Annotated in this window: 14 protein-coding genes; 10 read left to right on the top strand and 4 right to left on the bottom strand. The window is 68.5% G+C overall.

Annotated elements, in window-relative coordinates; all coding sequences use genetic code 11:
• The first annotated feature begins 290 nt into the window (after window positions 1-290).
• Both drmD and AC067N_RS16250 read left to right on the top strand, forming a co-directional pair.
• Window positions 291-3,542 carry a DISARM system SNF2-like helicase DrmD gene (gene drmD, locus AC067N_RS16255; protein WP_478679507.1) on the top strand — a complete coding sequence of 1,084 codons (3,252 nt, stop codon included), beginning with the start codon at window positions 291-293 and terminating at the stop codon, window positions 3,540-3,542.
• Window positions 3,542-7,648 (top strand): Eco57I restriction-modification methylase domain-containing protein, encoded by a 4,107-nt coding sequence (locus AC067N_RS16250; protein ID WP_478679506.1) that lies wholly within the window; start codon window positions 3,542-3,544, stop codon window positions 7,646-7,648. Before drmD ends, AC067N_RS16250 begins: the two co-directional genes overlap by 1 nt.
• A 164-nt stretch (window positions 7,649-7,812) precedes the next feature.
• On the opposite strand, the gene AC067N_RS16245 is transcribed toward AC067N_RS16250, so the two are convergent.
• Window positions 7,813-8,022, bottom strand: coding sequence for a DUF397 domain-containing protein (locus AC067N_RS16245; protein ID WP_478679505.1), 210 nt, complete (start codon window positions 8,020-8,022; stop codon window positions 7,813-7,815).
• The gene (locus AC067N_RS16240; RefSeq protein ID WP_478679504.1) at window positions 8,019-8,894 is read right to left on the bottom strand and encodes a helix-turn-helix domain-containing protein; all 876 of its coding nucleotides are present in this window, start codon (window positions 8,892-8,894) and stop codon (window positions 8,019-8,021) included. The genes AC067N_RS16245 and AC067N_RS16240 overlap by 4 nt, the downstream gene beginning before the upstream one ends.
• 857 nt (window positions 8,895-9,751) lie before the next feature.
• Between AC067N_RS16240 and AC067N_RS16235 the strand changes: the two genes are divergently transcribed.
• The 5 genes from AC067N_RS16235 to AC067N_RS16215 all read left to right on the top strand — a co-directional run bounded on the left by AC067N_RS16235 (window position 9,752) and on the right by AC067N_RS16215 (window position 14,791).
• Window positions 9,752-11,977: a hypothetical protein gene (locus AC067N_RS16235; protein WP_478679503.1), complete on the top strand. Its 2,226-nt coding sequence runs from the start codon at window positions 9,752-9,754 to the stop codon at window positions 11,975-11,977.
• A gap of 100 nt (window positions 11,978-12,077) precedes the next feature.
• Window positions 12,078-12,512 carry a hypothetical protein gene (locus AC067N_RS16230; RefSeq protein WP_478679502.1) on the top strand — a complete coding sequence of 145 codons (435 nt, stop codon included), beginning with the start codon at window positions 12,078-12,080 and terminating at the stop codon, window positions 12,510-12,512.
• A 568-nt stretch (window positions 12,513-13,080) separates the two neighbouring features.
• Window positions 13,081-14,022, top strand: coding sequence for a helix-turn-helix domain-containing protein (locus AC067N_RS16225; protein WP_478679501.1), 942 nt, complete (start codon window positions 13,081-13,083; stop codon window positions 14,020-14,022).
• Between the two features lie 167 nt (window positions 14,023-14,189).
• Window positions 14,190-14,537, top strand: a complete 348-nt coding sequence (locus AC067N_RS16220; RefSeq protein WP_478679500.1) for a hypothetical protein — start codon at window positions 14,190-14,192, stop codon at window positions 14,535-14,537.
• Window positions 14,534-14,791 (top strand): hypothetical protein, encoded by a 258-nt coding sequence (locus AC067N_RS16215; RefSeq protein ID WP_478679499.1) that lies wholly within the window; start codon window positions 14,534-14,536, stop codon window positions 14,789-14,791. The genes AC067N_RS16220 and AC067N_RS16215 overlap by 4 nt, the downstream gene beginning before the upstream one ends.
• 34 nt (window positions 14,792-14,825) lie before the next feature.
• On the opposite strand, the gene AC067N_RS16210 is transcribed toward AC067N_RS16215, so the two are convergent.
• Both AC067N_RS16210 and AC067N_RS16205 read right to left on the bottom strand, forming a co-directional pair.
• Window positions 14,826-16,016: a hypothetical protein gene (locus AC067N_RS16210; protein ID WP_478679498.1), complete on the bottom strand. Its 1,191-nt coding sequence runs from the start codon at window positions 16,014-16,016 to the stop codon at window positions 14,826-14,828.
• Window positions 16,013-16,630, bottom strand: a complete 618-nt coding sequence (locus AC067N_RS16205) for a DUF4365 domain-containing protein (protein ID WP_478679497.1) — start codon at window positions 16,628-16,630, stop codon at window positions 16,013-16,015. Before AC067N_RS16205 ends, AC067N_RS16210 begins: the two co-directional genes overlap by 4 nt.
• Window positions 16,631-16,848: 218 nt before the next feature.
• On the opposite strand from AC067N_RS16205, the gene drmA reads away from it, so the two are divergent.
• The 3 genes from drmA to drmC are packed head-to-tail and all read left to right on the top strand — an operon-like array spanning window position 16,849 to window position 23,143.
• The gene (drmA, locus tag AC067N_RS16200) at window positions 16,849-20,454 is read left to right on the top strand and encodes a DISARM system helicase DrmA (RefSeq protein ID WP_478679496.1); all 3,606 of its coding nucleotides are present in this window, start codon (window positions 16,849-16,851) and stop codon (window positions 20,452-20,454) included.
• On the top strand, window positions 20,451-22,313 hold the full coding sequence (gene drmB / locus AC067N_RS16195; protein ID WP_478679495.1) for a DrmB family protein: 1,863 nt from the start codon (window positions 20,451-20,453) through the stop codon (window positions 22,311-22,313). Before drmA ends, drmB begins: the two co-directional genes overlap by 4 nt.
• Window positions 22,295-23,143, top strand: a complete 849-nt coding sequence (gene drmC, locus AC067N_RS16190; protein WP_478679494.1) for a DISARM system phospholipase D-like protein DrmC — start codon at window positions 22,295-22,297, stop codon at window positions 23,141-23,143. The genes drmB and drmC overlap by 19 nt, the downstream gene beginning before the upstream one ends.
• Window positions 23,144-23,192: the final 49 nt, after the last annotated feature.

The following is a 23,192-nucleotide window of genomic DNA, read 5'->3' as shown; positions in this document are numbered from 1 at the left end:
CGCTGCGTCCGCCCCCTGCCCGAACCGGGATGTCCCCTCCAAGGACGGGCCAGCACGACACTCCAGACGAAACGTGATCATGCAACGGCCCCTGGTTCCGGACGAACCGTCCCGTGAGACATGCGGATCCACGGGCCCTTCGGAAGGCTCTCGGAACCCACTCCGCTGTCCCGTTCTCCACCTGTCCGCCCGCATCCGCCCCGACCCGGGTATCACCGCTCATTCCGCACCTAGACTTGGACAGCCGCCGGGGAAAGGTGTGTCCGTGCGATCTGGGGGGGACCAGCGAGATGGTGATGCAGACGGCAGGTCCGGAATCGTCGAGCACACCCGTGCCGGCCCCCGGTCAACGTGTCACCGTGCGCCACCGCCCCTGGGTGGTCACCGACGTGGTCCGCTCGACCGCCGCGAGCGACGACCCGGCGCGTGCCGCCGAGGCCGCCACCACCCACCTGGTCAAGCTGTCGTCCCTGGAGAGCGACGGCCGGGACGAGGAACTGCGGGTCGTGTGGGAGCTGGAGCAGGCGACGGACGTCCACGACCAGTACGAGCTGCCGTCCCCCGGCAACGGCTTCGACGAGCCCGGCCGCCTGGACGCCTTCCTGGACGCAGTGCGCTGGGGTGCCATCGCCTCCGCCGACAAGACGGCTCTCCAGGCCCCGTTCCGCTCCGGTGTGGAGATCCAGGACTACCAGCTGGACCCGGTGGTCCGGGCTCTCTCCATGCCCCGCACGAACCTACTGATCGCCGACGACGTGGGTCTCGGCAAGACCGTCGAGGCCGGCCTGGTGATGCAGGAGCTGATGCTGCGGCACCGTGCCCGCTCGATGCTCATCGTGTGCCCCGCCGGGCTGACCCTTCAGTGGCGGGACGAGATGCGGGACAAGTTCGGCCTGGACTTCCGGATCGTCGACACGAGGATGCTGCGCGAGCTGCGCCGGGCGGCGGGTCCGTACGCCAACCCGTGGACGCACCATCCGCGGCTGATCGTCTCGATCGACTGGCTGAAGCGTGAGCGTCCGCTGCGGATGCTGCGCGAGGTGCTGCCCCACGTGCCGGAGTACCCGCGCGCCTTCGACCTGCTGGTCGTGGACGAGGTGCACACCTGCGCCCCGTCGGGGACGGGCAAGTACGCCGTGGACTCGCAGCGCACCCAGGCCGTGAAGCTGCTGGCCCCCCACTGCGAGCACCGGCTGTTCCTCTCCGCGACCCCCCACAACGGCTACCTGGAGTCCTTCACCGCACTGCTCGAACTGCTCGACGACCACCGTTTCGCCCGGGGCGTCAGGCCGTCGAACGAGCAGCTGAGCCGGGTGATGGTCCGCCGCATGAAGTCCGACCTGCCACCGCTGTGGAACGGAAAGCCCCGCTTCCCGAAGCGTGTCCCGCACGCCCTGGAGATCGACCACAGCGAGGGGACGCGGGAGGCGTACGCGAAGCTGGCGGAGTACGCCCGCTCCCGGCGCGGCGACCAGGGCGACGGCAAGGCGGGCCGGACGGCCGCCGACTTCGTCACCACGCTGCTGAAGAAGCGGTTCCTGTCCTCGCCCAAGGCGTTCGCGGAGACCGTTCACACCCATCTGGAGACGATGACGTCCCGGCGGGCCGCAGCCGAGGAGGAACCGGCCCCGAGCGTGCGCGTGCTGCGCCCCCTGATCGACGGGGTCGAGGAGGCCGAGGAGGCGGACGAGCAGGAGCAGGCCGAGGCGGCGCAGCGCGCCCTCACCGCGGCCCGCCAGGCGATGCGCCCCCTCACCGACCGGGAGCACGCCCTCCTCAAGGAACTGGACGTCTGGGCGATCGAGGCGGGGAAGCGTCCGGACGCCAAGTTCGAGCGCTTCCGGGAGTGGCTGGACGACATCGTCTGCCCCGGCGGGCCGAAGGGCGGCTGGGAGGACCAGCGGGTCATCGTCTTCACCGAGTACCGCGACACCCAGCGCTGGCTCTACGGGCAGCTGCTGGCCGCCGGGTATCCGGAGGAACGGATCGCACAGCTGTACGGCGGCCAGGACCGGGACGACCGCGAGCGCGTCAAGCAGGTCTTCCAGGAGAGCCCCGACCTGTCGCCCGTACGCATCCTGCTCGGCACGGACGCGGCCAGCGAGGGCATCAACCTCCAGGCGCACTGCCACCGGGTCCTGCACTGGGAGATCCCCTGGAACCCCAACCGTCTGGAGCAGCGCAACGGCCGCGTGGACCGGCACGGGCAGAAGGCCGATCAGGTGGACGTGTTCCACTTCGTGCCCCGGGGCTGGCAGGGCTTCGACCCGGCCCACGACCTCCACACCGACTCCGGCTACGAGGACGGGGCACTGGAGGACGAGCTGCACTTCCTCGCCGTGGCGGCCCGCAAGACCGAGCGCATCCGTGAGGACCTGGGCAGCGCGGGCGAGGTGATCGCCGCGCAGGTGGAGCAGAAGATGCTGGGCCGCCGCTCCAGCTGGACCACCGCCGACGCCGAGATCACCAAGCGGTCCGGGAAGGCCGTGCTGAAGGTGGAGCGCGACCTGGCCCGGGACCTGGAACGCCTGGTCGACGCCCTGGCCGGCAGCCGCCAGGAGCTGCACCTCACCCCGGCCACGGTCGAGCGGGTCGTCCGTACGGGCCTGCTGCTGGCCCACCGCAAGGACCTCACCGAGGTCCCCGACCCCCAGCCCGGCCGCGGCGCCCGCTGCTTCCGGCTCCCGGAGCTGCCCGGCGCCTGGGCGCGCGCCCGCAACGACGGCCTGCGGCACCCGCTCACCGGCAGGGAACGCCCGGTCGTGTTCGACGAGGCCGACGCCCGCGACCGTACGGACGTGGTCCACCTGCACCTGGGCCACCGGCTGGTGCAGATGTGCCTCAGGCTGCTGCGGGCGGAGCTGTGGTCGGCGGACACGTCGGCCAAGCTGTCCCGGGTGACGGCACGCGTGGTGCCGGACGGGCTGCTGCGGCAGCCCGCGCTGGTGGCTCACGGCCGGGTCGTCATCACGGGCAGTGGCGGCGCGCGCCTGCACGAGGAAGTGATCGCGGCGGGCGGGCTGATCGAGGGCGGCAAGCTCTCCGTGGCCAGGAAGGACGAGGTCGAGGCGTGGCTGACGGCCGCGACCGAGGAGCTGCCCGCAGAGGCCGTACGAGCGGAACTCGCCGGCCTGTGGCCGCAGTTGGAGGACCGGCTGGGCCGCGCCCTGAACACGCAGGCCAACCGGCGTTTCCGCTCCCTCGAAACGCTGCTCGCCAAGCGCTGCGAGGAGGAGGTCGACGGCATGCGGGCGGTCCTGGAGGACCTGCGGCAGTCGATCCGCGACCGTCTCGACGACCAGGGGCACTGGCAGCAGGAGTCGCTGTTCGACATCGACGACGAACGGCGCCAGCTCCGCGCGGACCGCGAGGCGCTGGAGGAGCGCTGGAAGCGGCTGCCGCAGGTGATGGAGACGGAGACGGCCGCGCTGCGCCGACGCTGGGCCGACCCCTCGCCCCGCTGGTTCCCGGTAGCCGTGACCTTCCTCGTCCCCCGTTCCCTCTCACCCGTCTCCGCCACCGCCCGCCAGGAGAGCCGCTGATGCCGACCGCCGCCCCCGCCGCAGCCTCCGCACGGAGGAAGTTTCCGCCGAAGGGCTCGGTCCCCACCCCCGCCGAGCAGCACGAGGACTGGCTGCGGCTGCTGCGCCCCGACGGCCCGTTCATCTCGCTGCCGGTGCTGGTGGGCGCCTTCGGGGCGGGCCTCGACACCATCCCCGACGACGTCCGGGCGCGGCTGCGGCAGGCCTGGGCGGAGGTCCAGGAGGACCCCGCCCTGCTGCGGTCCTCCTGGGAGCGGTTCGTGCTGACCGAGCTGCTGGACTGGCGCGCCCCCGGCCTGCGCGAGGGCGCCGCGATCCCCGAGTCGCTGCACGCGGGAGCGAACACGCCCGACGCGGTCCTGCTCGGTCCCGGCCAGTCGGGGCTGGCTCCCCGCGCCCTGTTCTTCCGCACCGACGACTGGGGCGGCTCCCTCAACCGCCCCCGCGGCGAACAGCCAGGCCTCACCGACCGGGCCGCCGAGCTGTGCCGGGCCCGGAACGTGCCGCTGGCGCTGGTCACCAACGGCCGCGAGTGGGCGCTGGTCCACGCCCGCCCGAAGGAGGCGACGACCGTCGCCGTCTTCGACGCGGACCTGTGGTCCGAGGAACCGATCCTGGCCCGCGCCTTCACGAGCCTGCTCACCGCCCGCCGGGTGATCCGCCCGCCGCATGACGCCGAGGGCAAGCCGACCGAATCGACGGCGGGCCTGTTCGAGCGCACGGCCAAGGCCCAGTCCGAGGTCACCGACACACTGGGCCGCCAGGTCCGCGAGGCGGTGTCGCTGCTGGTGGCGGAGCTGTCCCGGCTCGACCGGGAGGCGGGCGGGCAGCTGCTCGCCGGCGTCCCCGCGAAGGACGTGTACGAGGGCGCGCTGACCGTCATGATGCGGCTGGTCTTCCTCCTCTACGCGGAGGAGCAGCGGCTCCTGCCCGCCGGTGACGAGCTGTACGACGCGTCGTACGCCGTCGGCCCGCTCCACGAGGAGCTGGCGACGGCCCAGAGCCTGCACGGCGACGAACTGGGCGACCGGGTGGAGGCCACCTGGCCGCGCCTGCTCGCCGTGTTCGCCGCGATCCACGGCGGCTGCACCCACGACCGGCTGTGGATCCCCGCGTACGGCGGCTCGCTCTTCGACCCGTCGCGCTTCCCGTGGCTGGTCGGGGCCAGGGTCACGGACCGGGTGGTGTACGAGATCCTCGACGCCCTCCTCACCCTGCGCGCCCGCAAAGGCTTCAAGGGCAAGGAGCGCCTGTCGTACAAGGGCCTGGACGTCGAGCAGATCGGCCACGTCTACGAGGGTCTGCTGGAGTACGGCTGCCGGTGGGCGGACGAGCCGTACGTGGGCGTCTCCTTCGGGCGGGACAAGAAGTACGAGGCGGTGCTGCCACTGGCCCACCTGGAGGAGTGGGAGGCGGCCGGAACCCTCGCGGAGCAGGTCGCGGCTGCCGCCGGCACGAAGCCGGCGACCGTGACGGCCGCGCAGGCCAAGTCGGGCGCGGTGACGGTCGAGCTGGAGACGGCGTGCGGCAGTGACGCGGCCCTGGTCGAGCGGGCGGCGGCCTTCTCCGGCCTGTACGGGCTCGACCTGCGCGACGAGCCGAAGGTGTGGCCGGCGGGCTCGGTCGTCATGGTCCGCTCCGGCAACCGCCGCGACACGGGCACGCACTACACGCCGAAGGCGCTGGCGGAGGAGGTCGTCGAGCACACGCTGGCGCCGCTGTGCTTCGCGCCGGGTCCGGCGGAAGGCGCGGAGCCGGGGGTGTGGCGCGCGAAGTCGGCGGACGAGCTGCTGAAGCTGCGGGTACTGGACCCGGCGATGGGGTCGGGGGCGTTCCTGGTCTCGGCCTGCCGGTACCTGTCGGACCGGGTGGTGGAGGCGTGGCTCAGGGAGCCCGAGCTCCCGCCGGAGATCGCCCAGGACGTGGACCGCGACGACCACGAGCAACTGCACCAGATCGCGCGGCGGTTGGTGGCGGACCGGTGCCTGTACGGCGTCGACCGCGACCCCATGGCGGTGGAGCTGGCCAAGCTGTCGCTGTGGCTGGTGACGCTGGCGAAGGGGCGGCCGTTCTCGTTCCTTGACCATGCGCTGCGGTGCGGGGACTCGCTCATTGGTTGCCTTACCGCTGATCAGATCGAGGCATTCCATCTGGTGCCCAGCGAGGGGCGGCGTCTCAATGCTCGCCTCTCCGGCGACATCGACAAGATCATCGGCCCTCTGCTGTCACGATCGGCAGAGCTACGTCGGGATATCGAGCAGCACCAGGTGCTCGACATCCGTGATGTGCGGGTGAAGGCTTCGAAACTCGCTGAAGCGGAAGCGTTGACCGAACAGTTGCGCCTGGCTGCTGATGCAGTCGTAGCCGCGAAGCTGTCCACAGCGATGGCCAAGTCGGAGGCCGCCTACGGGAACCGACTGGCTTCCCTAGCAGAGCTCGTCGGACGGGCGTTGCAGGGAGATAAAACCGCAGCAGCCGAGGCGCGGGGCGTCATTGACAGTTGGCTGCTCGGGCCCAGCGGCGGCCCACGTACTGAACCGCTGCGTCCACTGCATTGGCCGCTTGAGTTCCCAGAAATTGTAGCCGATCCTGTACAAGGAAATTATGGATTCGATGCCGTGACAGGAAACCCACCCTTCATCGGTGGGACAGAGATTAGTGGCCGGATCGGCAAAGATAGCCTCAGCTATATCGGGCAAGTGGTTTCCGGTGGCTTCACTTCTGGGGGGCGCGCCGATCTGTGCACGTACTTCTTGCTGCGCGATTTGTACCTGACTCAGGCAGGCCGCGTCGGGCTCATCCTCGTGAACACCATCGCCCAGGGAGATTCACACGATGTCGGCCTGGCAAGGGTGGCCAAGCATGGGGGAAAAATTGTCCGCGCAGTAAAGTCACAGCCATGGCCAGGCCAAGCAAGCGTGTCTGTTTCACTGGTATGGCTCAGCAAAAATGACAAACACGAAAGGTTTATGCTCGACGGTACAGAGGTTCCCGGAATCAGTTCCAGCCTGACCAAACCGTCAAGGGTTACTGGGCGACCTCATATCCTAAAGACCTTCGCCGGCCAATCATCCCAGGGTTGCAAAACAACAGGGAAGGGATTCCTCCTAGACCCAAGCGAAGCGCGGGATCTGATCACCAGAGATGCACGCAACGAGAGGGTCCTTCGACCATATCTCATCAACGACGAAGTGAACAATCGGCCGGATTCCTCTGCGAAGCGCTGGGCGATCGACTTTGATGAAATGACCGAGGATGAGGCACGCACCTATCCGGACGTTTTTTCCATTCTCGAAGAGCGCGTCCGCCCGGAACGTCAGCGCAAGAAGGCTGACGGAAGCTTCCAATTGAGAAATCCGCTACCTCAGCGCTGGTGGCTGTACGGAGACAACCGCACAGCCATGCGCAAGGCAATCGCGGGTTTTGATCGAGTTCTTGTAATCGGTCTACACAGCAAGTACGGCATGCCAAGCATCGTTCCGGCTGGCCAGGTGTACTCCAACGCATTGGCAGTCTTCCACACATCCAACCAGGCAGCTATGCTCGCGCTCCTGAGCAGTGCATGGCACTTCAACTGGTGGACGGTCATGGGGGAGTCAACACTGGAGACGCGCCTGCGCTATACACCGTCAGACGGCTTCGATACGTTTCCGCAACCGGAACTTACTGATCGCATCCGCGTAATCGGCGAGGAGCTGCACAAGCACCGCCGCCACGTCCAGGTCACCCGTTCGCCACAACTTGGGCTGACTGACCTTTATAACCAGGTCCACAACCCGGATAATCTCGGCGCAGACATCCAGCGGCTACGCGAGATCCATGTCGAGATCGACGAGGCCGTATCCGAGTCTTATCTCGCTCATCCTTTTGCTACGCGCTTCGACTGGACGCCCCTGCACCTAAATCACGATTTCCACGAAACCCCTCACGGATTGCGATGGACCGTCGACCCCAACGTCCAGGTTGAAATGAACGACCGCCTGCTGGAACTCAATCACGCCGTCTACGCAGACGAAGTTCGTCGTGGCCTGCACAGCAAGAAGAGCCCCGCCCAGAGAAAGCATCCTGCTCCGACGAAGGAGACGTCAGACGGCACACTGTTCTAACACGTGGGATCTGCGGGTTGCAGCCGTGAAAACATGCGGTGCAGTCTGGTTAATGCACTCAACACCGATGTGCCAAAATCTCTCGCCGGAAGCATATGGAGGAAGCGCCAACCATTCCCATTGTTGGTGCCATCACAGGAGCGGGGACGTATGCAGTTGAGGAGTCAGCTCCCGATTGCGTACTTCACGAAGCCTGCCCACGCGTCCAGCGTCAGCTCAAGCTGCGGGCCTCCGATGTTCTTGGAGTCGCGGACATGGACCGTATCGGGAGCGGTCGCAACCTCGATGCAGGAGTCACCTTCGCTGCCGCTGCTGTAGCTGCTCTTGAACCACGCCAGGTCGGGAACGTCCCCGGCCGAGGTGTTGCGGATCATGTGTCCCCCAGCAGTTGCTCGATGAAGACCGTCGACTCACGGGGCGTGAGGGCCTGAGCCCGGATGATGCCATATCGCAGTTCCAGGATACGGAGCTGCCTGGGCTCGGTCACCGGTCGGCCGTTGGCCACGGCTGGCGAACGTCCCACGGCCGAGCCGTCAACGAACTTCAGCACCTCAATCCCGCCGTCGACCCCGGCATGCTCCTCGCGATCCGCAGGCATCACCTGAAGTTCCACGCTCCGCAACTGACCGATCTTCAGCAGGTGCTCCAGCTGTCCGCGCAGCAGCGCCCTGCCGCCAAGCGGACGCCGCAGTGTCCACTCTTCCAGGACGAAACTGATCTCAGGCGCCGGATCCCGCTCGAATACGGCCTTGCGGGCCACACGCGCGGCGATGAACCGCTCCACCTCGTCCTCGCTGTAGGCCGGACGCCTCATCCGGAGTAGCCCTCGTGCGTACTCCGGAGTCTGCAACAAGCCATGGATGTTCAGCGGATCGTAGAGCTGAAGCTCAACCGCCCTGGCCTCCATCTGCGCCAGATCCCGAACCTTCTTCGGATACCGAACCTTCTTCACGTCCTCCTTCATCGCCGAGAGCAACCCACCCGCCCCCAACACCTCGTCCGCCCTGTCCAGATAGTCGGGCCGAGGAATCCGCTTCCCGCCCTCGATCTTGTAGACGAGGTCCTCCCCGTACCCGACCGCCGCCCCGAACTCGGCGGCCCGCATCCCCACCGCCTCCCGCCGCAGCCGCAACTGCCGCCCCACGGTGGCCACCACGGCCACACCCCAGTCGTCGTCCGGGTCGACCTCCCACCCCGGCTCGTCCGCCTCGGTCCTGAGCCGCCGTACCTCGCCGTCCACCGACATACCGCACCCCTCCGTCGTGCCTCCGTGCCGCAACGTCCGTACCCGTGCCAACGGTTCCGACAGCCCGGACAGCACTGGACAAGCCCCGGACAGTCACCCTACGCATCGGCGTCGTCACTGTTCACGGTAAGCACGCGCCGCCACTCTCAGTGAGATGAACTGCAAAAGTCCACCCTCGGCCGGCTTCGTGCCGGTCACCGCGGCGATAGGTGCGCGGCGGGGCTGCACCAGACCTGAGCCGCGGGCGCTCTTGGCGTCCAGAGCAAGGGTGGCGGTGCCGGCCGGGTCGTGACCAAGGACGCCGGTCAGGCTCCGCCGGGGGCAGGTGTACTTGGTGCCCCCGGCGGACCGCCGCGTCGCCGGTCGGGATGCGCATGGCCAGGGCGGTTGGCAGCCTGACCGCTCATCGAAGCGTCGCCGTTGCGGGACGGCGACTTGGCACGGTCACCTCCGCAACGGAGCTTCGTCGCGTCCGGCCGCACACCCGGCCAGCATCGTCATACCCCTGTGACCTACGCATCTGAGAGATCACCACGACTGCCATCGCCCCGCGCACGAGGCAGACATGGCCGTCCGATTGAGCGCATTTCCAAGCTTTGGGCATGCTCTGATACCACCGCTTTCTCAGATCTACCTCAATTGCATTCACCACCCAGACGCAGAAGAGTAGATTCCGTGATCGTCGGTTGAATCAGATCTGTGGAAGCCACAGATCACACCGCCACGGACCATGGCGGCCAGATGCGCACATTGGGACCTTCCGACACATGCCTGCGGCAAGGCGTCCCTTCAGGGCGCCATTCGTCGCTCATTCGGGGAGAATCATGAAGAAAAGCCTCCGGGGGAGGCCCGTCGGAATGACTGTCCACACGCTGTGCGTGACAGCTCTACTGACCGGTTCGTTCACCGTCCCTTCCGTAATTGCCGCCAAAAACGCCGTTGCGGCCGAGTGTCAGCCAAACGTGGCTACATACGTCCTGGAAATTCCGCCGGGCCCCGCGTCGCCCGACCCCAGTACGCCACGTACCCTGCGGAAGTATGTGGACTGGGACCCGCAGGGAGGCGACGCCAACGGCACCATCCTGGACACAGAGAGAACCGCGACCGTACCGGGCGATAGTCGCATCTTCACCGGCGGAAACGGAATCATCTACGAAGTGCCGGGGTCGGGCGAAGTCCTCAATTCCTACAGGGACAACACCGCCACAGGCGGCCCTCTTCTGGCATCCGTCAAGACGTACGAAATGGATTGGAAGCCATTCAAGCGGGTATGGGCCGGGGGAAGCCGCCTGTTCGGGCAGAAGGAAAGCGGCGCGATAACCGTATTCAAACAGAGTGATCCCGTGACGGGCGCCGGCACCATCTCGGCGTTGACATCCGAAATCCCTGCGACCAATTCCGGGGCCATCGCGATCAAAAATGCCGACGATGTGTGGATGGCAGGAGACAAAATCTACACACTCACTGGCGGCGAGATACAGGAATGGCCGTATCTGGAAGTCGCTGCGGGGAGGATCACGAACCCGGTCCTGAAAGCACCGAACACAATCGCCACAGGTCTGACCGATGCGGTCCAGGCCTGGAGCCCGGGCCCTGGCACCGTACACACGAGCACTGGCTACGCCAATTACTCCGGTACAATCAAGGGGTACACGGGCAGCAGTGAATTGACACTCGCGAACGGTGAGATCCGCACCGGAATTTTCGGTGAGATATTTGTCGACGCTGCGCCATGTCTCGCGCCACCGCTGGACGAGAAGCCGCACTTCGGCACTTCTCTTTCCACCGATGATGATGTGCCTGCAGCTGACACCGATCCGACATCTGACCCGGCTCCCAGCCCGACATCAACAGTCAGTGGAAAATTCACTCTTGGTGACGGCACACCAGCCGCAGGATTGCCGGTGGTAGTGGAGGCGATGGATCTACTGCCCGAGGATGCGGGAACCTCCGTCGAACTGCCCGTACTCGGCACAGCCACCACCTCGGCCGACGGCTCATGGACGCTTGACCTTCCGCAGCCACTCCCCGCCGATGTCCAGGCCGCAGTGGACGCGAACGGCGGGGCACTGAATCTGCAGGCCACAGCCACAGGCGAGACCGGGTCAGGAGTCGCGCAATCCGCTACTGCCCACTTCACCGCAGCCGCCCCCACTCCCAGCAGCCAGGTCGGTGCCGCGGTAGCCACGGCCGCCACCGGAGAAGCGTCCTCCACCGCTCTGCTGCCGCTGTCTCCGGAGGTGGCGGACGAGCCTACGCCCAGTCGAATGGCTCAGAGCTGGAGCTCCCAGATCGACAAACTCCCGACTGACACCATCGGGGATGATCCGCTGCCGGTGTGGCAGACCGACACCGGGGCCCCCGCCTACGATTACAACCCTTACCTCGTCGGTGGAACCGACATCAGTTCACGTGCGGTGAAGCCGTTCAGCTACGATTGCGGAACGTCGTACAAAGTCCTTTCAAAAAAGATCGCCTACACCACCGTCGCCGAAGGCCACGCCAATTGGGACACAAAGGCGTCCGTCGACTACGATGAGAAACTTTCCCTCACCCTTGAGATCGGTGTGGCGCAAGGGAAGAATTGGAAGATCTCCGGGTCGAGAACTCTCGGTTCAACAATCGGTGTAGCCACGGGATACACCAACCGAGGGCCGTACTTCGCGAAGCAGTGGAAGGTTCCGATCGAGTACAAGAAGGTCAAGGAGACCAAGCAGTGCGGCTCGCTCGTCTACCGCAAGATCAAGGTCATCCCGTCCAAGTACAAGATCCCTTCCGGCAGCCCCACCGGTAAGTACGGAAAAGATGTCCGGCACAAGGACGGGATCCTCGGTTTCTCGAAGGCGCCAAAAAAGAACAAGGCATACGTTCCGGCCGGCTCGTACTTCCAGCTGTCAAAGGGGAAGAGCGTCAAGTGGTCCGCGGCCGCCAGCGTCTACGGGTTCTCGGTCGGGGCAACTACCCAGTATGACCGAGAGCATAAGCAGCGAATCACCGCCGGTAAGAGCAAGAAGCATCGCCATGACATTTGGGGGAAGAATGGCCCGGTTTGGGACAATCCTGGCGTCTTCTACTCCTATTAGAGCCGCGAGCGCCGTGGCCCTTGCATCAGTTCTGCTGGCTGCGTGTACGAGTACGGGGAAAGAGTCGGCTCCGGTACGCGGCAATGCCCTGCACGGAGGGATGCAGTCCCAAGGCGTGGTAGGCAGCAACCAGGCCGAGGTGGGGCAGGACTGGTGGTTCGCACTCCCGATTCCCGTCAATAAGTCATCCAAGGAAATAAAGATCACTGGAGTTTCCTTGGTGGACATACCCAGGGGAATCAAGGTGGTCGAATATGGCGCCTACAGCAGGGATGACACAGAAGGACTGGCACTGCTGGTGCTCGAAGGGGAGCCGCACATGCCGGACCTCGACCGACTGAAGAATCACATCAAAGAACCGGTCGTCGTTCCCGCGCGCCAGGAGAGCGACATCTACTATCTCGCCCACTTGAAGATCACGGCTCCGCCGGATAAATCCGCCCGATACTGCAAGTTTCAATACGTGCAGGGCGGCAAGCAGTACACGCAGACACTCGACTGCGAGGTCGACCTGAGGACGACAAAGACGGCGTAGCGGCTGTGAGTTTCTGCCCCCTTGCACCGGCGGTGTATGTGTATGTACGGTTCTCGACGCTTTTCAGTGTCGAGAACCGTACGTATGGCATGGGCGTCCTGTGACTCCAGGGCTGCTGCTACATCCACAGCGCGGCTGGATGCGGCTGCTCGTCAAGCACCGCTGATTCGATGCGGATCCGTTCACCGAGCCGCCCGCCGCCGTGGAGGCCGGCCAGTGCCTTCAGCTCTACCCGGCGATCTGCACCACCACCGACGTGGCAGCTCGGAACACCGTCCTCCCACCGGCGCTCAGAACCCTGAACTCCGGTGCCACAGGCGCTCTTCCCAAAGAAACATGATGAGGAAAGAAGCCTCACCAAGCCCCACCCCTCCCGCCCACGGCGCACGCTCACTCGGGCGAGTGAACATCCCCAACTCAGCCGACCTCGGGACGGGTTGCCTGCTCTACGCTCAGCGCGGCACCGCACCACCGCGGCAGCCACACAACCGCAGACATGCGACGGCCCCCGCCGGGACTGGCATCCCAGTGCGAGGGCCTGACCACCGAGGAAGTTAGGCCCTTCCTGATGGACACGCAGCACCCTAGCGCGCCCCCGCGCGCCCACACCCGTGGAGCGGGCAAAAACCACCCCCACCGGACCGCCCGCGCGAACACCCACCCGAGCGGCGTCATCCACGACAACACCCGCCACACCACCCGCTTCACGGTGATCGGCAACCACCTCGCGCAGCACCCGCAGCTGTCGGCGCTCGCCATCGGACTGGCCGTACACATCCAGTCCCTGCCCACCGGCGCCCGCGTGGACATCAAGACCCTCGCCCACCGCTTCCCCGAGAGCCCTGCCCGTATCGCCGCCGCCCTGCGCGAACTGGAAGACCACGGCTACCTGCGCCGCACTCGCGAACGCACCGAGAGCGGCCGTATCGTCACGCGCACCGTCTCCTGCAACCAGCCGGGCCGACACGCGGACGCGACCGACGACACCCCGAAGCGCCCGGTGGGGCCCCCGGCCCGCCGAGCAGCGAACGCGCCGCAGCGGAAACCCGCACGCCGCGCCCTCCCCGCCGTACCGCAGCCCGCGTACGCCTCCCCCGCCCTTCTCCAGACGGCGACCGAGGTCCTCGCCGGCCTCCGCCGCACGGACCCCCGCCTTCTCCTGTCCGCCACCGACGCCGAACACCTCGCCCCCGGCGTCGCCGCCTGGCTGGAGCGCGACCTCAGCCCGACCGCCGTACGCCACGCTCTGACCAGCGACCTGCCACCCGACCCCCTGCGCCGCCCGGCCGCCCTCCTGGCCCACCGCCTCACGGCCCAGCTGCCACCCCTGCCGCCGTGGCGCCCGCCCGTCGAGCCTCCGCCCGTCCTGCTCTCCGTGCACAACTGCGACGGCTGTGACCGCGGCATCCGCGCACCCGGGCCCGGCGCCCGCTGCCGCGACTGCCGGGAAGGTCGACCACCCACCGGCGTGGCCGACCCGGTACAAGGACACGCGGAGGCAGAGCGGTGAACGGCGCCGACGCCTCGCGTGAGCGCGGGCCCGCGCTCCTGTTGGACGACCCGGCACAGGCGGACGCAGGAAGCACCCGGCAGGCCCCGGGGCGCGCTCCGCTCACGGCCCGGCCGCACGGTGTCCCCTGCCGGATACTCTGGCCGGGGCACCCTCTGGAGGACACCATGAGCACCCAGGCCGATCACGGACATGAGCTGGTCCCGCGTCCCGAGCAGACTCCCGATGCTCTGCGCGCCGCCCTCGCCGTCGTCGACCCCGGTCGGCTGGAGGAGATGCAGCGCACGAAGGACGATGCCTTCGCCAAGGCCGTCGAGTGGCAGTCCCTGAGCCCGGTACGCAGCTGGGTCCTCGCCTGGGCCAGGGACATCGAGATCGCCCGCTGCCCGGATCTGTCCGCCCGCCACGCGCGTGCGAAGCGCGACCTGGAGCACGAGGATCCCGTCGTCGCGCAGGAGGCCCTGCGAGAACTGGGCGCCGTGCTGGACGAGGCCATGAAGGCAGTCCGCGGGTGAGCTGGAAGTGGGAGTACGCCTTCGGCGCTGAGGAGGCCGCCCGCACCGCTCCTTCCGGCTTCCTCGCCGCTGTGGAAAGAAAGGCGGACGAGCTGGTCAGGGCCGCGGAGGCGGTCCACGTGCACGGCCGGGCCCACGACGGAGTCGACCCGAAGGGCGGGGACGTCATCGTCCCGGGCGGCATGTTCACGTACCAGGTCGTGGTGCGCAGCGAGCGGGTCTACATCGTCCAGATCACCCATCTGGGTTTCTGAGGTACGGAGAGCTTCGCGGCGTTCGACGGCCTTCTCATTCCTGCCTGACCACGAACTGGCGCACACCCCGCATCCGCACCCCCGTCCCGTACGGCTCCACGTCCCCCTGCACCGCCACCTGGAGCCCGTCACGCCAGGCGACCGTGGCCCTGTCCACGTCCTCCGGACGCAGTTCCACGCGTACGCTGCGCAGCCGCGAGGCGGGCTCATGGAGCAGTGAGCCGTAGATCGTCGCCTGCCGGTCACCCTGTCCGCTCAGCCGCGTGACCACCCCGCGCAGGATGGCGCCCTCCTCGCGGGCCGCCCGCTCGCGCAGTTCCCTCGCGCCGTCCTCCAGCACCCGCACATGCAGCGGGGTGAGCGAAACCGGCGGCGAGTGCTGCTCCACCGGCAGCTCCGGCGACCAGTCGAAGGCCAGTGAGAAGGGCCGCTGTTCCTCTCCGGCGATCCTCACCAGCGCCTCGCAGAGGTTCGCCGACAGACCCGCCTCGGTGTAGCGCCCGAACCCGTCCAGGGAGTCGCGGGCGAGCGTCTCCTCGGCGGCCGCGTACGCGCAGGTGACGCCCGCGAACAGCATCCGGGAGACCGTGCGGGCGAAGGGCTCGGAGATGCGCGAGCCCGGCACGTCGCCCGGGAACGCGTCGTCGAAGAGGGACGCCTGCCGTGGCTCGTCCGGCTCTTCCTGGGGGCTCGGGTCCGGTAAGGGCGTGTGCGCCGCGATGACGTAGCTGCCGACCCGTGTCTGGTCCAGCCGTACCGACGCGACGTGCTCCTTCACCGCCTGCGGCTTCTGCCCCGGCTGAACGGCCTGCGGGGTCACCGCGGAAGCCGCGGCGGCGGTGTGCAGGTCCTTCAGACCGGAGAGGGCCGACACCAGGTCCAGCAGGGGAGCCGTACCGGACGGGCCCGGCGGGACCAGACGCAGGAACTGCCAGTCCGCCGGTGGCAGTTGCATTTCTCGCAGGATGGCGCCCGGTGTGCGAGCCTCGACGACCGCCAGGGTCTCCAGTATGTCGACGACCCGCCCCGAATAGTCACGGCGCTGCGTCAGCGGTACCAGGACCTCGTACGGCGGGCCGGGTTCCGCGTCCGGGAGCCGCTCCCACAGCTCACCGCCGGCCAGGCCGCGCTCCGAGCGCCAGCCCTTGCCGCTCAGATAGCGCCGCAGCAGTTTCGGCGGCAGCTTGGCGGCTTCCTCGAACTCCGCATCCGTGATCACGTTCATGACGCCCTCAGCAGTGCACGGCCCTCGGTGAACAGGTCGTGCAAGGAGTCGACGGTCAGGAGGTTGGCACGCGGGACGTGGACCCTCCTGGTGGTCCCGTCCTCGCACGGCTCCTGGTCGTGCAGGCACGCCCAATAGGCGGCGTGGCGCAGCAGAAGCCGGTCGGAGGTGGCGTGCGACCAGGTGAACGGGTCGGACGGGGCGAGGACGAGGAACAGGAAGCGGGGGACGTAGTAGTCCCGGCCGGCCAGCTGGTTGTAGTTCTTCAGCTTGAGGTCGTAGGCGATGTGGTCCGGGTGGATCTCCGGTGACGACGTGCACTTCACCTGCGCCTCGATGATCGGGTACCGGCGGGTCCCCAGCTGGCCCGGATGCCCCAACTGCCAGTCCACGCCGACCCGGTCGCGCTCCCTTCGGGCGGCGTCGATGTTGGCGGCGGCGGCCAGCATGCGAATGAACTGCTCGCCGAAGTCGCCCCGGTGCCCGTTGTCCCCGAAACCCTTCGAGGCGTGCGCCCAGTCGGGAGGCGGTGCCGGTCCCGCGCTCGGGATGCCGTGGTGACCCGTCACGTGGGTGGGCTGTGGCGGGATGCCGCCGGTCGTGCTGTCCGTCATGCGCCCCCGCTCGCCCTCCGCCCCCACACGCTCACCACGCGCGCAGCGTGGTTCCTACCCTCGGGCGACGCACAGTAACGAGCGTCACACTCACCGCCAAAGACCTTGATCGGGATCCGGCCGAAAGCAGCCCCTCGGATGGCGTGATGCGAAGTGGTCGATCAGGTTCCGCGCAGAAGGCCGTACCGGTTGTCGGTGGCCCCACCTACTCTGGCCCCGTGACCCAGGAATCCCTCGCATCCTCCGGGACCGGGCCGGATCCGTCCGACCCGGTGCTGTCCGCGCCCACCCCTCAAGCGCTGCGCGACCGGCTCGCCGAGCTCGTCGTGCGGGATCTGCTCGGGCCCACCGGGGACGAACAGGAGGAGCTGGCGGGGAACCCGCTGGACCACTACATCATCGGCCGGCTCGCCCCCGGCGGAATGCGGGACGAGAGCGGGAACGAGCTCCTGACCGTCGGCAAGGAGGTGGCGCCCGAGACGCTCGACGAGCCGAGCGTGGCGCCCGAACAGGAACCGGAGGCGGGGGACCCGGAGCCGTCCGCGCCCCACATGCCCAGCCTCCACCCGTCGTCTCTGGGACTGACCGTCCGGGTGGACAAGGGGACCCAGGAGCTGACCGTCGCCTGTGAGTGGGCACGGTACGAGCGGGGCGACTCCAAGATCGAGGGCAACCCGAAGCGGGTGTTCCACCGGGTGCCCTGCTCGGGCACCGTCAGCGTGAAGCTGGTCGAGGGCAGGATCGCGGCCCAGCCGCTGCACGTCCAGCACTTCCCGCACATCGTCGTGCGCGGGCGGGCGCGGCTGCACGAGGGTTCCTGGCTGGTGTCGCTGTTCCTGGTCAACGGACAGGAGAACAGGCCCGGTTCGGCCCACTGGATGTTCCAGGCGTCGATGAGGGTCACGGGCGCGCCGGACACCTCGCCGTTCCTGCCGCGCCGTACCGCCGAACCCTTCGGGGGCGACCAGGCGGAGCGACGCTCGCTCGCCATGACGTACCGCTTCCACCCCGAGTTCGCCGTGGGGCACGGCACCGGCGTGCACGCCGAGGTCTCCCCGGCCGACCGCCGTCGGGCCGTGAGCGTCTCCACCACGGCCACCCCGTCGTACGAGGTGCCGCACACGGACGTACCGGACCCGCGGGGCGAGGAGGACGCGGACCTGTCCGAGCTGGCCGACCTCATGCTGGACATGAGCGAGCTGAGCCGGTTGGAGGCCGACCCGCTGCGGGCCGCACTGCTGCCCCTGGTGGACGGCTACCGGTCGTGGATCGCGCGACAGAAGCAATCGGTGGACGACCCCGCCGAGAAGCTCGACGCGTACCGGGCCGAAGCCGCGGAGAACATGCGCCTCGCCGGAATCGCGGCGGACCGCATCCAGGCCGGGATAGACCTGCTGCGGGACGATCCCGAGGCCCTGAACGCCTTCCGGTTCGCCAACCGCGCCATGTGGCACCAGCGCGTCCACACCATCGCGGCCCGCGAACGGCGACGCACCCCCTCGCTGACGCTCGACGAAGCGGTCCAGGCGGCCGACCTCCCGAAGAACCGCAGCTGGCGCCCCTTCCAGCTGGCCTTCCTGCTGCTCAACCTGCCCTCGCTCGCCGACCCCGGCCATCCGGAGCGCGCCGACGACAAGACAGCACTGGCCGACCTTCTCTGGTTCCCCACCGGTGGCGGCAAGACCGAGGCGTATCTGGGCCTGACCGCCTTCACCCTCGCCATCCGGCGGCGCAAACCCCACCTCGGCGGACTCGACGCCGAGCACGGAGTCGCCGTCATCATGCGATACACCCTGCGGCTGCTCACCATCCAGCAGTTCCAGCGGGCCGCCGCGCTGATCTGCGCCTGCGAGGTGATCCGCCGGGAGGACGAGGGCCGGTGGGGCCACAACCCGTTCCGCATCGGGCTGTGGGTGGGCGGCCGGGTCACCCCCAACACCTTCGAGCAGGCGGAGGACTGGGCCAAGGACCAGAAGAAGGACAAGGGCCGGGGCGGCTTCGGCCGCATGGGTTCCCCCCACCAGCTCACCAGCTGCCCGTGGTGCGGCTCGAAGATGGAGGCGGGCCGCGACATCACCGTCGACAAGGTGCTCCGGCGGACGTTCATCACCTGTCCCGACGCCTACGAGTGCCCCTTCGGCGCCAGCGTCTTCGGGCTGCCCCCCGAGGAGCAGGGACTGCCCGTCCTCGTCGTCGACGAGGAGATCTACCGGCGTCCGCCCAGCCTCGTCATCGCCACCGTCGACAAGTTCGCCCAGCTGCCGTGGAAGGGCGACACCCAGGCCCTGTTCGGCCAGGTGTCCCGACTCTGCACCCGGCACGGGTACGTCACCCCGTCCGCGGTCGACGCGGACTGGGAGTCCTCCAGCCATCCGGCGGCGGGCGACCACGAAGCCGCCCACACCGTCGACGCCGTCCGGGTGCGGCCGCCGGACCTGATCGTCCAGGACGAGCTGCACCTCATCTCCGGCCCGCTCGGCTCCCTCACCGGGCTGTACGAGACCGCCGTCGACCGACTCTCCACCTGGGAGCCCCAGCAGGGCCGGTCCGTACGCCCCAAAGTGATCGCCTCCACCGCCACGGTCCGTCGCGCCGACCGCCAGATCCACGACCTGTTCGCCCGCGGAACCGCGGTCTTCCCGCCGTCCGGACTGAACGCCGACGACACGTTCTTCGCCCGGCGCCGACGCACCGACAAGACCCCCGGCCGACGGTACGTGGGCATCTGCGCCCAGGGCGTGCGGACGAAGTCGGTCGCCATCAGGGTGTTCGTCGCCCAGCTCGCCGCCGCCCAGCACCTCTACGAGACCTACGGCCCGAGCGACCTCACCGACCCGTACATGACCCTCGTCGGCTACTTCAACAGCCTGCGCGACCTGGGCGGCATGCGGCGGCTCGTGGAGGACGACGTGTCGGCGAGGCTGGTCCGGGCCGACCGCCGAGGACTCGCCGCCCGGTGGATCGGCGAGCCCGCCGAGCTGACCAGCCGTATGGCCTCCGACGCCATCCCCGACATCCTGGAGAAGCTCGACCTCACCTTCGGCCCCAGGCCCAAGGGGGCGCCCCGCCCGATCGACGTCCTGCTCGCCACCAACATGATCGCCGTCGGTGTCGACGTCTCCCGGCTCGGCGTCATGGTCGTCAACAACCAGCCCAAGTCGACCGCCGAATACATCCAGGCGACCAGCCGCGTCGGCCGCCGGGCGCCCGGCCTCGTCTTCACCGTCCTCAACTGGGCCCGCCCACGCGACCTTTCGCACTACGAGACGTTCGAGTCCTTCCACGCCACGATCTACCAGCACGTGGAAGCCCTGTCCGTCACACCGTTCGCCGACCGCGCCGTCGACCGGGGGCTCACCGGCGTCCTCGCGGCCCTCGTGCGCAACCTCAAGCCCGACTACAACGCCAACCGCGGCGCCCAGTGGGTCGACCGGCGCGGCGAGGTCGTCAGCCACGCCGTCCGCTCCCTCGAACTGCGCGCCAAGGACGTCACGGACAACCGCCACATCGCCAACGAGGTCCGGGCCCGGCTCGACACCCGACTCGACTACTGGGAACAGAAACGCAAGGCACCCGGTGCGGTCCTCGGCTACCGCGCTGCCCGACGCCAGGGTGACGTCGCCCCCCTCCTGCTGGAACCGGACAGCGGGCCGTGGCGGCTCATGACCTGCCCGACGTCGCTGCGCGAGGTCGAGCCCCCGATCCGGCTGATCCTCACCGGCGACGCGGGCGGCGACCTCGCCGGCGAACCGCCCTACCTTCCGCGTGAACAACCGGACGCCGCTACCCCGGACACCGATTCAGATCCCTGGGAGACCACATGACCGCCCCCGCCGCCGAAGCACTCCGCGTGGGCGAACTGCGTCCCAGCCAGCTCCTGCACACCTACGGCATCGGCGCCGTCACCGACCTGCCCAACCTCTCCACCATGGTCATGGGCCTGGACGACTGGGACCCCGTCCGCGCCCGCGTCCTCACCGAGGACCGCCTGCTGGCCGCCGTACGGCGTCGCCTGGGCAGCCAGGTCGCCGCCCTGCGTACCCCGCCCCACATGCCCGAGGACCCCGCCGACCCGTACGGCGACTGGACCAGGACGGGTGTACCCGTCGGGCTGTTCCCTCGCTGGCTGCGCTGCTCACGCGAGCGCTGCAACCAGCTGGCCCCCGCCTCCGGTGGCCTCTTCCAGCTGAAGAAGAACCCCTACCGGCCCGAGAAGACGAAGTACGTCCACGTCAACTGCGGCGGCCCCGGTAAAGGACAGCCCACCGCGCTGCCCGCCCGCTTCCTCGTGGCCTGCCCCGAGGGCCACATGGACGACTTTCCCTGGGTGTACTTCGTGCACCGCGGTGACACCTCGTGCGAAGGGCACACCCTGAGCCTGACCGAGTCGGGCACCACCGGTGAAGCCGCCAACGTCTTCGTGCGGTGCACCTGCGGAGTGCAGCCCCGCTCCATGGCCGACGCCCTCGGACAGGCAGGAGAGCGGAACCTGCCGGCCTGCCGGGGCCACCACCCTCACCTGGGCACCTTCGCCCAGGGCGGCTGCCCCGAACCGACCCGCACCATGGTGCTCGGCGCCACCAACAGCTGGTTCGCCTCCCAGCTCAAGCTGTTCAGCATCCCCCGGGCCGAGGAACCCCTCACCCAGGCGGTGAAGGAACACTGGAGTCTGCTCTCGCCCTTGGCCGCCGTCCCCGCGGACGCGGCAAAGATGCTGCTGCCCACCCAGGCCTGCTGGCCCGAGCTGGAGCAGTACGGAACGGACGCCGTGTGGGCGGCGGTGACCAAGGAGGCCCAGGCGGTCGCAGGCGACCAGGGTGAGGAGGACGAGGACTTCGACCTCACCACACCCGAATGGCGGGCCTTCACCCACCCCCGCGACCACGCCCTGCCGGACTTCACCACCGTGCGCGAACGGCGGCTCCCCGATGACACCGCGGACTGGCTGGACAGCGTCGTGCTCGTGCACCGACTGCGCGAGGTGTCCGCGCTCACCGGTTTCACCCGCATAGAAGCTCCCGAGTGGCTGCCCGGCGAGGAGACGGGCTCGCGCCACGTGGCTCCGCTCAGCCGCGACGGCCGCCCCACCTGGGTTCCCTGCGCCGAACTCCGCGGCGAGGGTGTGTTCCTCGCGCTCAAGGAGGACCGGCTCGCCGCATGGGAGCAGCAGGACGCCGTAGTCGCCCGTGAGGGAAAGCTGAAAACCGCCCACTTGGGGTGGTGCGTGGCCCGCCGCGTCGAACCCCGGTGGCCGGGCATCCGGTACGTGCTTCTGCACACCCTGGCCCATGTCCTCATCCGCCAGTTCGCCCTGGAATGCGGCTACGGGGCCTCGGGCATAGCCGAGCGCGTCTACGCACGGTCGGGGCCCGACCCCATGTCCGGAATCCTGCTCTACACAGCCGCCCCCGACAGCGAGGGCACCCTGGGTGGTCTCGTCTCGCTCGGCCGCAGGGAACGTCTCGGACCGGCGATCGCCCAGGCCCTCGAAGAGGCCCGGCTGTGCAGCTCCGACCCCATGTGCGCCGAGCACGACCCGCGCATCCACTCCCGGCTGCACGGAGCGGGTTGCCACGCGTGCCTGTTCGCCGCGGAGACCTCGTGCGAGCGGGGAAACCACTTCCTGGACCGGGCTCTGCTGGTGGAGACACTGGCCGACGACAAATGCGCGTTCAGGCCGTGAGTGACGTGAGGGAACCGACGGCGAAACGCGAGCCGAATGAGCCCGGCAATCGTCGGGCCGCCGCTCATGGCGCTGTACCCGCCGCCCGGACCGCCGCCTCGTCGTCGCGCCTTCCGGGCCTCCTGGCCGCCCTGTGCGATCGCTTACCCGAGGACCGTGTCGTCGCACTGGAACACGTCCTCGGGGCCGTCACCGACCCAGGTGATCCGCTGCTCGCCCGTTTCATAGCCGCCCAGCCTGCGGCGGGGCTTGCACAACAGCTCACCGAGATCATCCGCGCCTGGAGCATCGAAGGGCCCGGCATGCCCGGATCGGGGCTGGCCCTCGCTCTGGCCACGGTGCGCGCTTGTCCCCGGCCCCTTCCCGCGCAGGTCGTGGTGAGCGGGCCGATGAGTGCGTCGGTACCGGCCCGGCTGACGAGCGGAGTCGCGGTGGACATCATCCGCTCGGCGGCATCGTCACTGCTGATCGCCAGCTTCGCCGCGCACGGCGCCCGGGACATCGTCGAAGAAATAGGGCGGGCGGTCGATCGCGGAGTGGGCGTGGACCTTCTGCTCGAGGAGTCCACACAGGCATCGGCGGCCTTCGCGGCGCTGCCCGACAGTGTGCGCGTCTGGCACCGAGCCGGGACCTCGGGCGTCCTGCACGCCAAACTGATCGCCGCCGACCGCCACACAGCCTTTCTGGGCAGCGCCAACCTGACCGACCGCGCCTTGTCCGACAACATCGAGCTCGGTGTGGTCCTGCGTGATCCCCACACGGTCGAGCCGCTCATCGACCACTTCCGCTGGCTCCTGACACCGGAGAACGACGTCGTGCGCCTTGCCTGATGGCAGCGGGCGCCCCGTGCGTCCGCGGTGACTCCGCCCGGCCACCGGA

It is taken from the genome of Streptomyces sp. NPDC042364, from assembly GCF_056437585.1.
The sequence above is the reverse complement of the archived record's forward strand: the minus strand, read 5'-3'. Positions and strand labels throughout refer to the sequence as shown.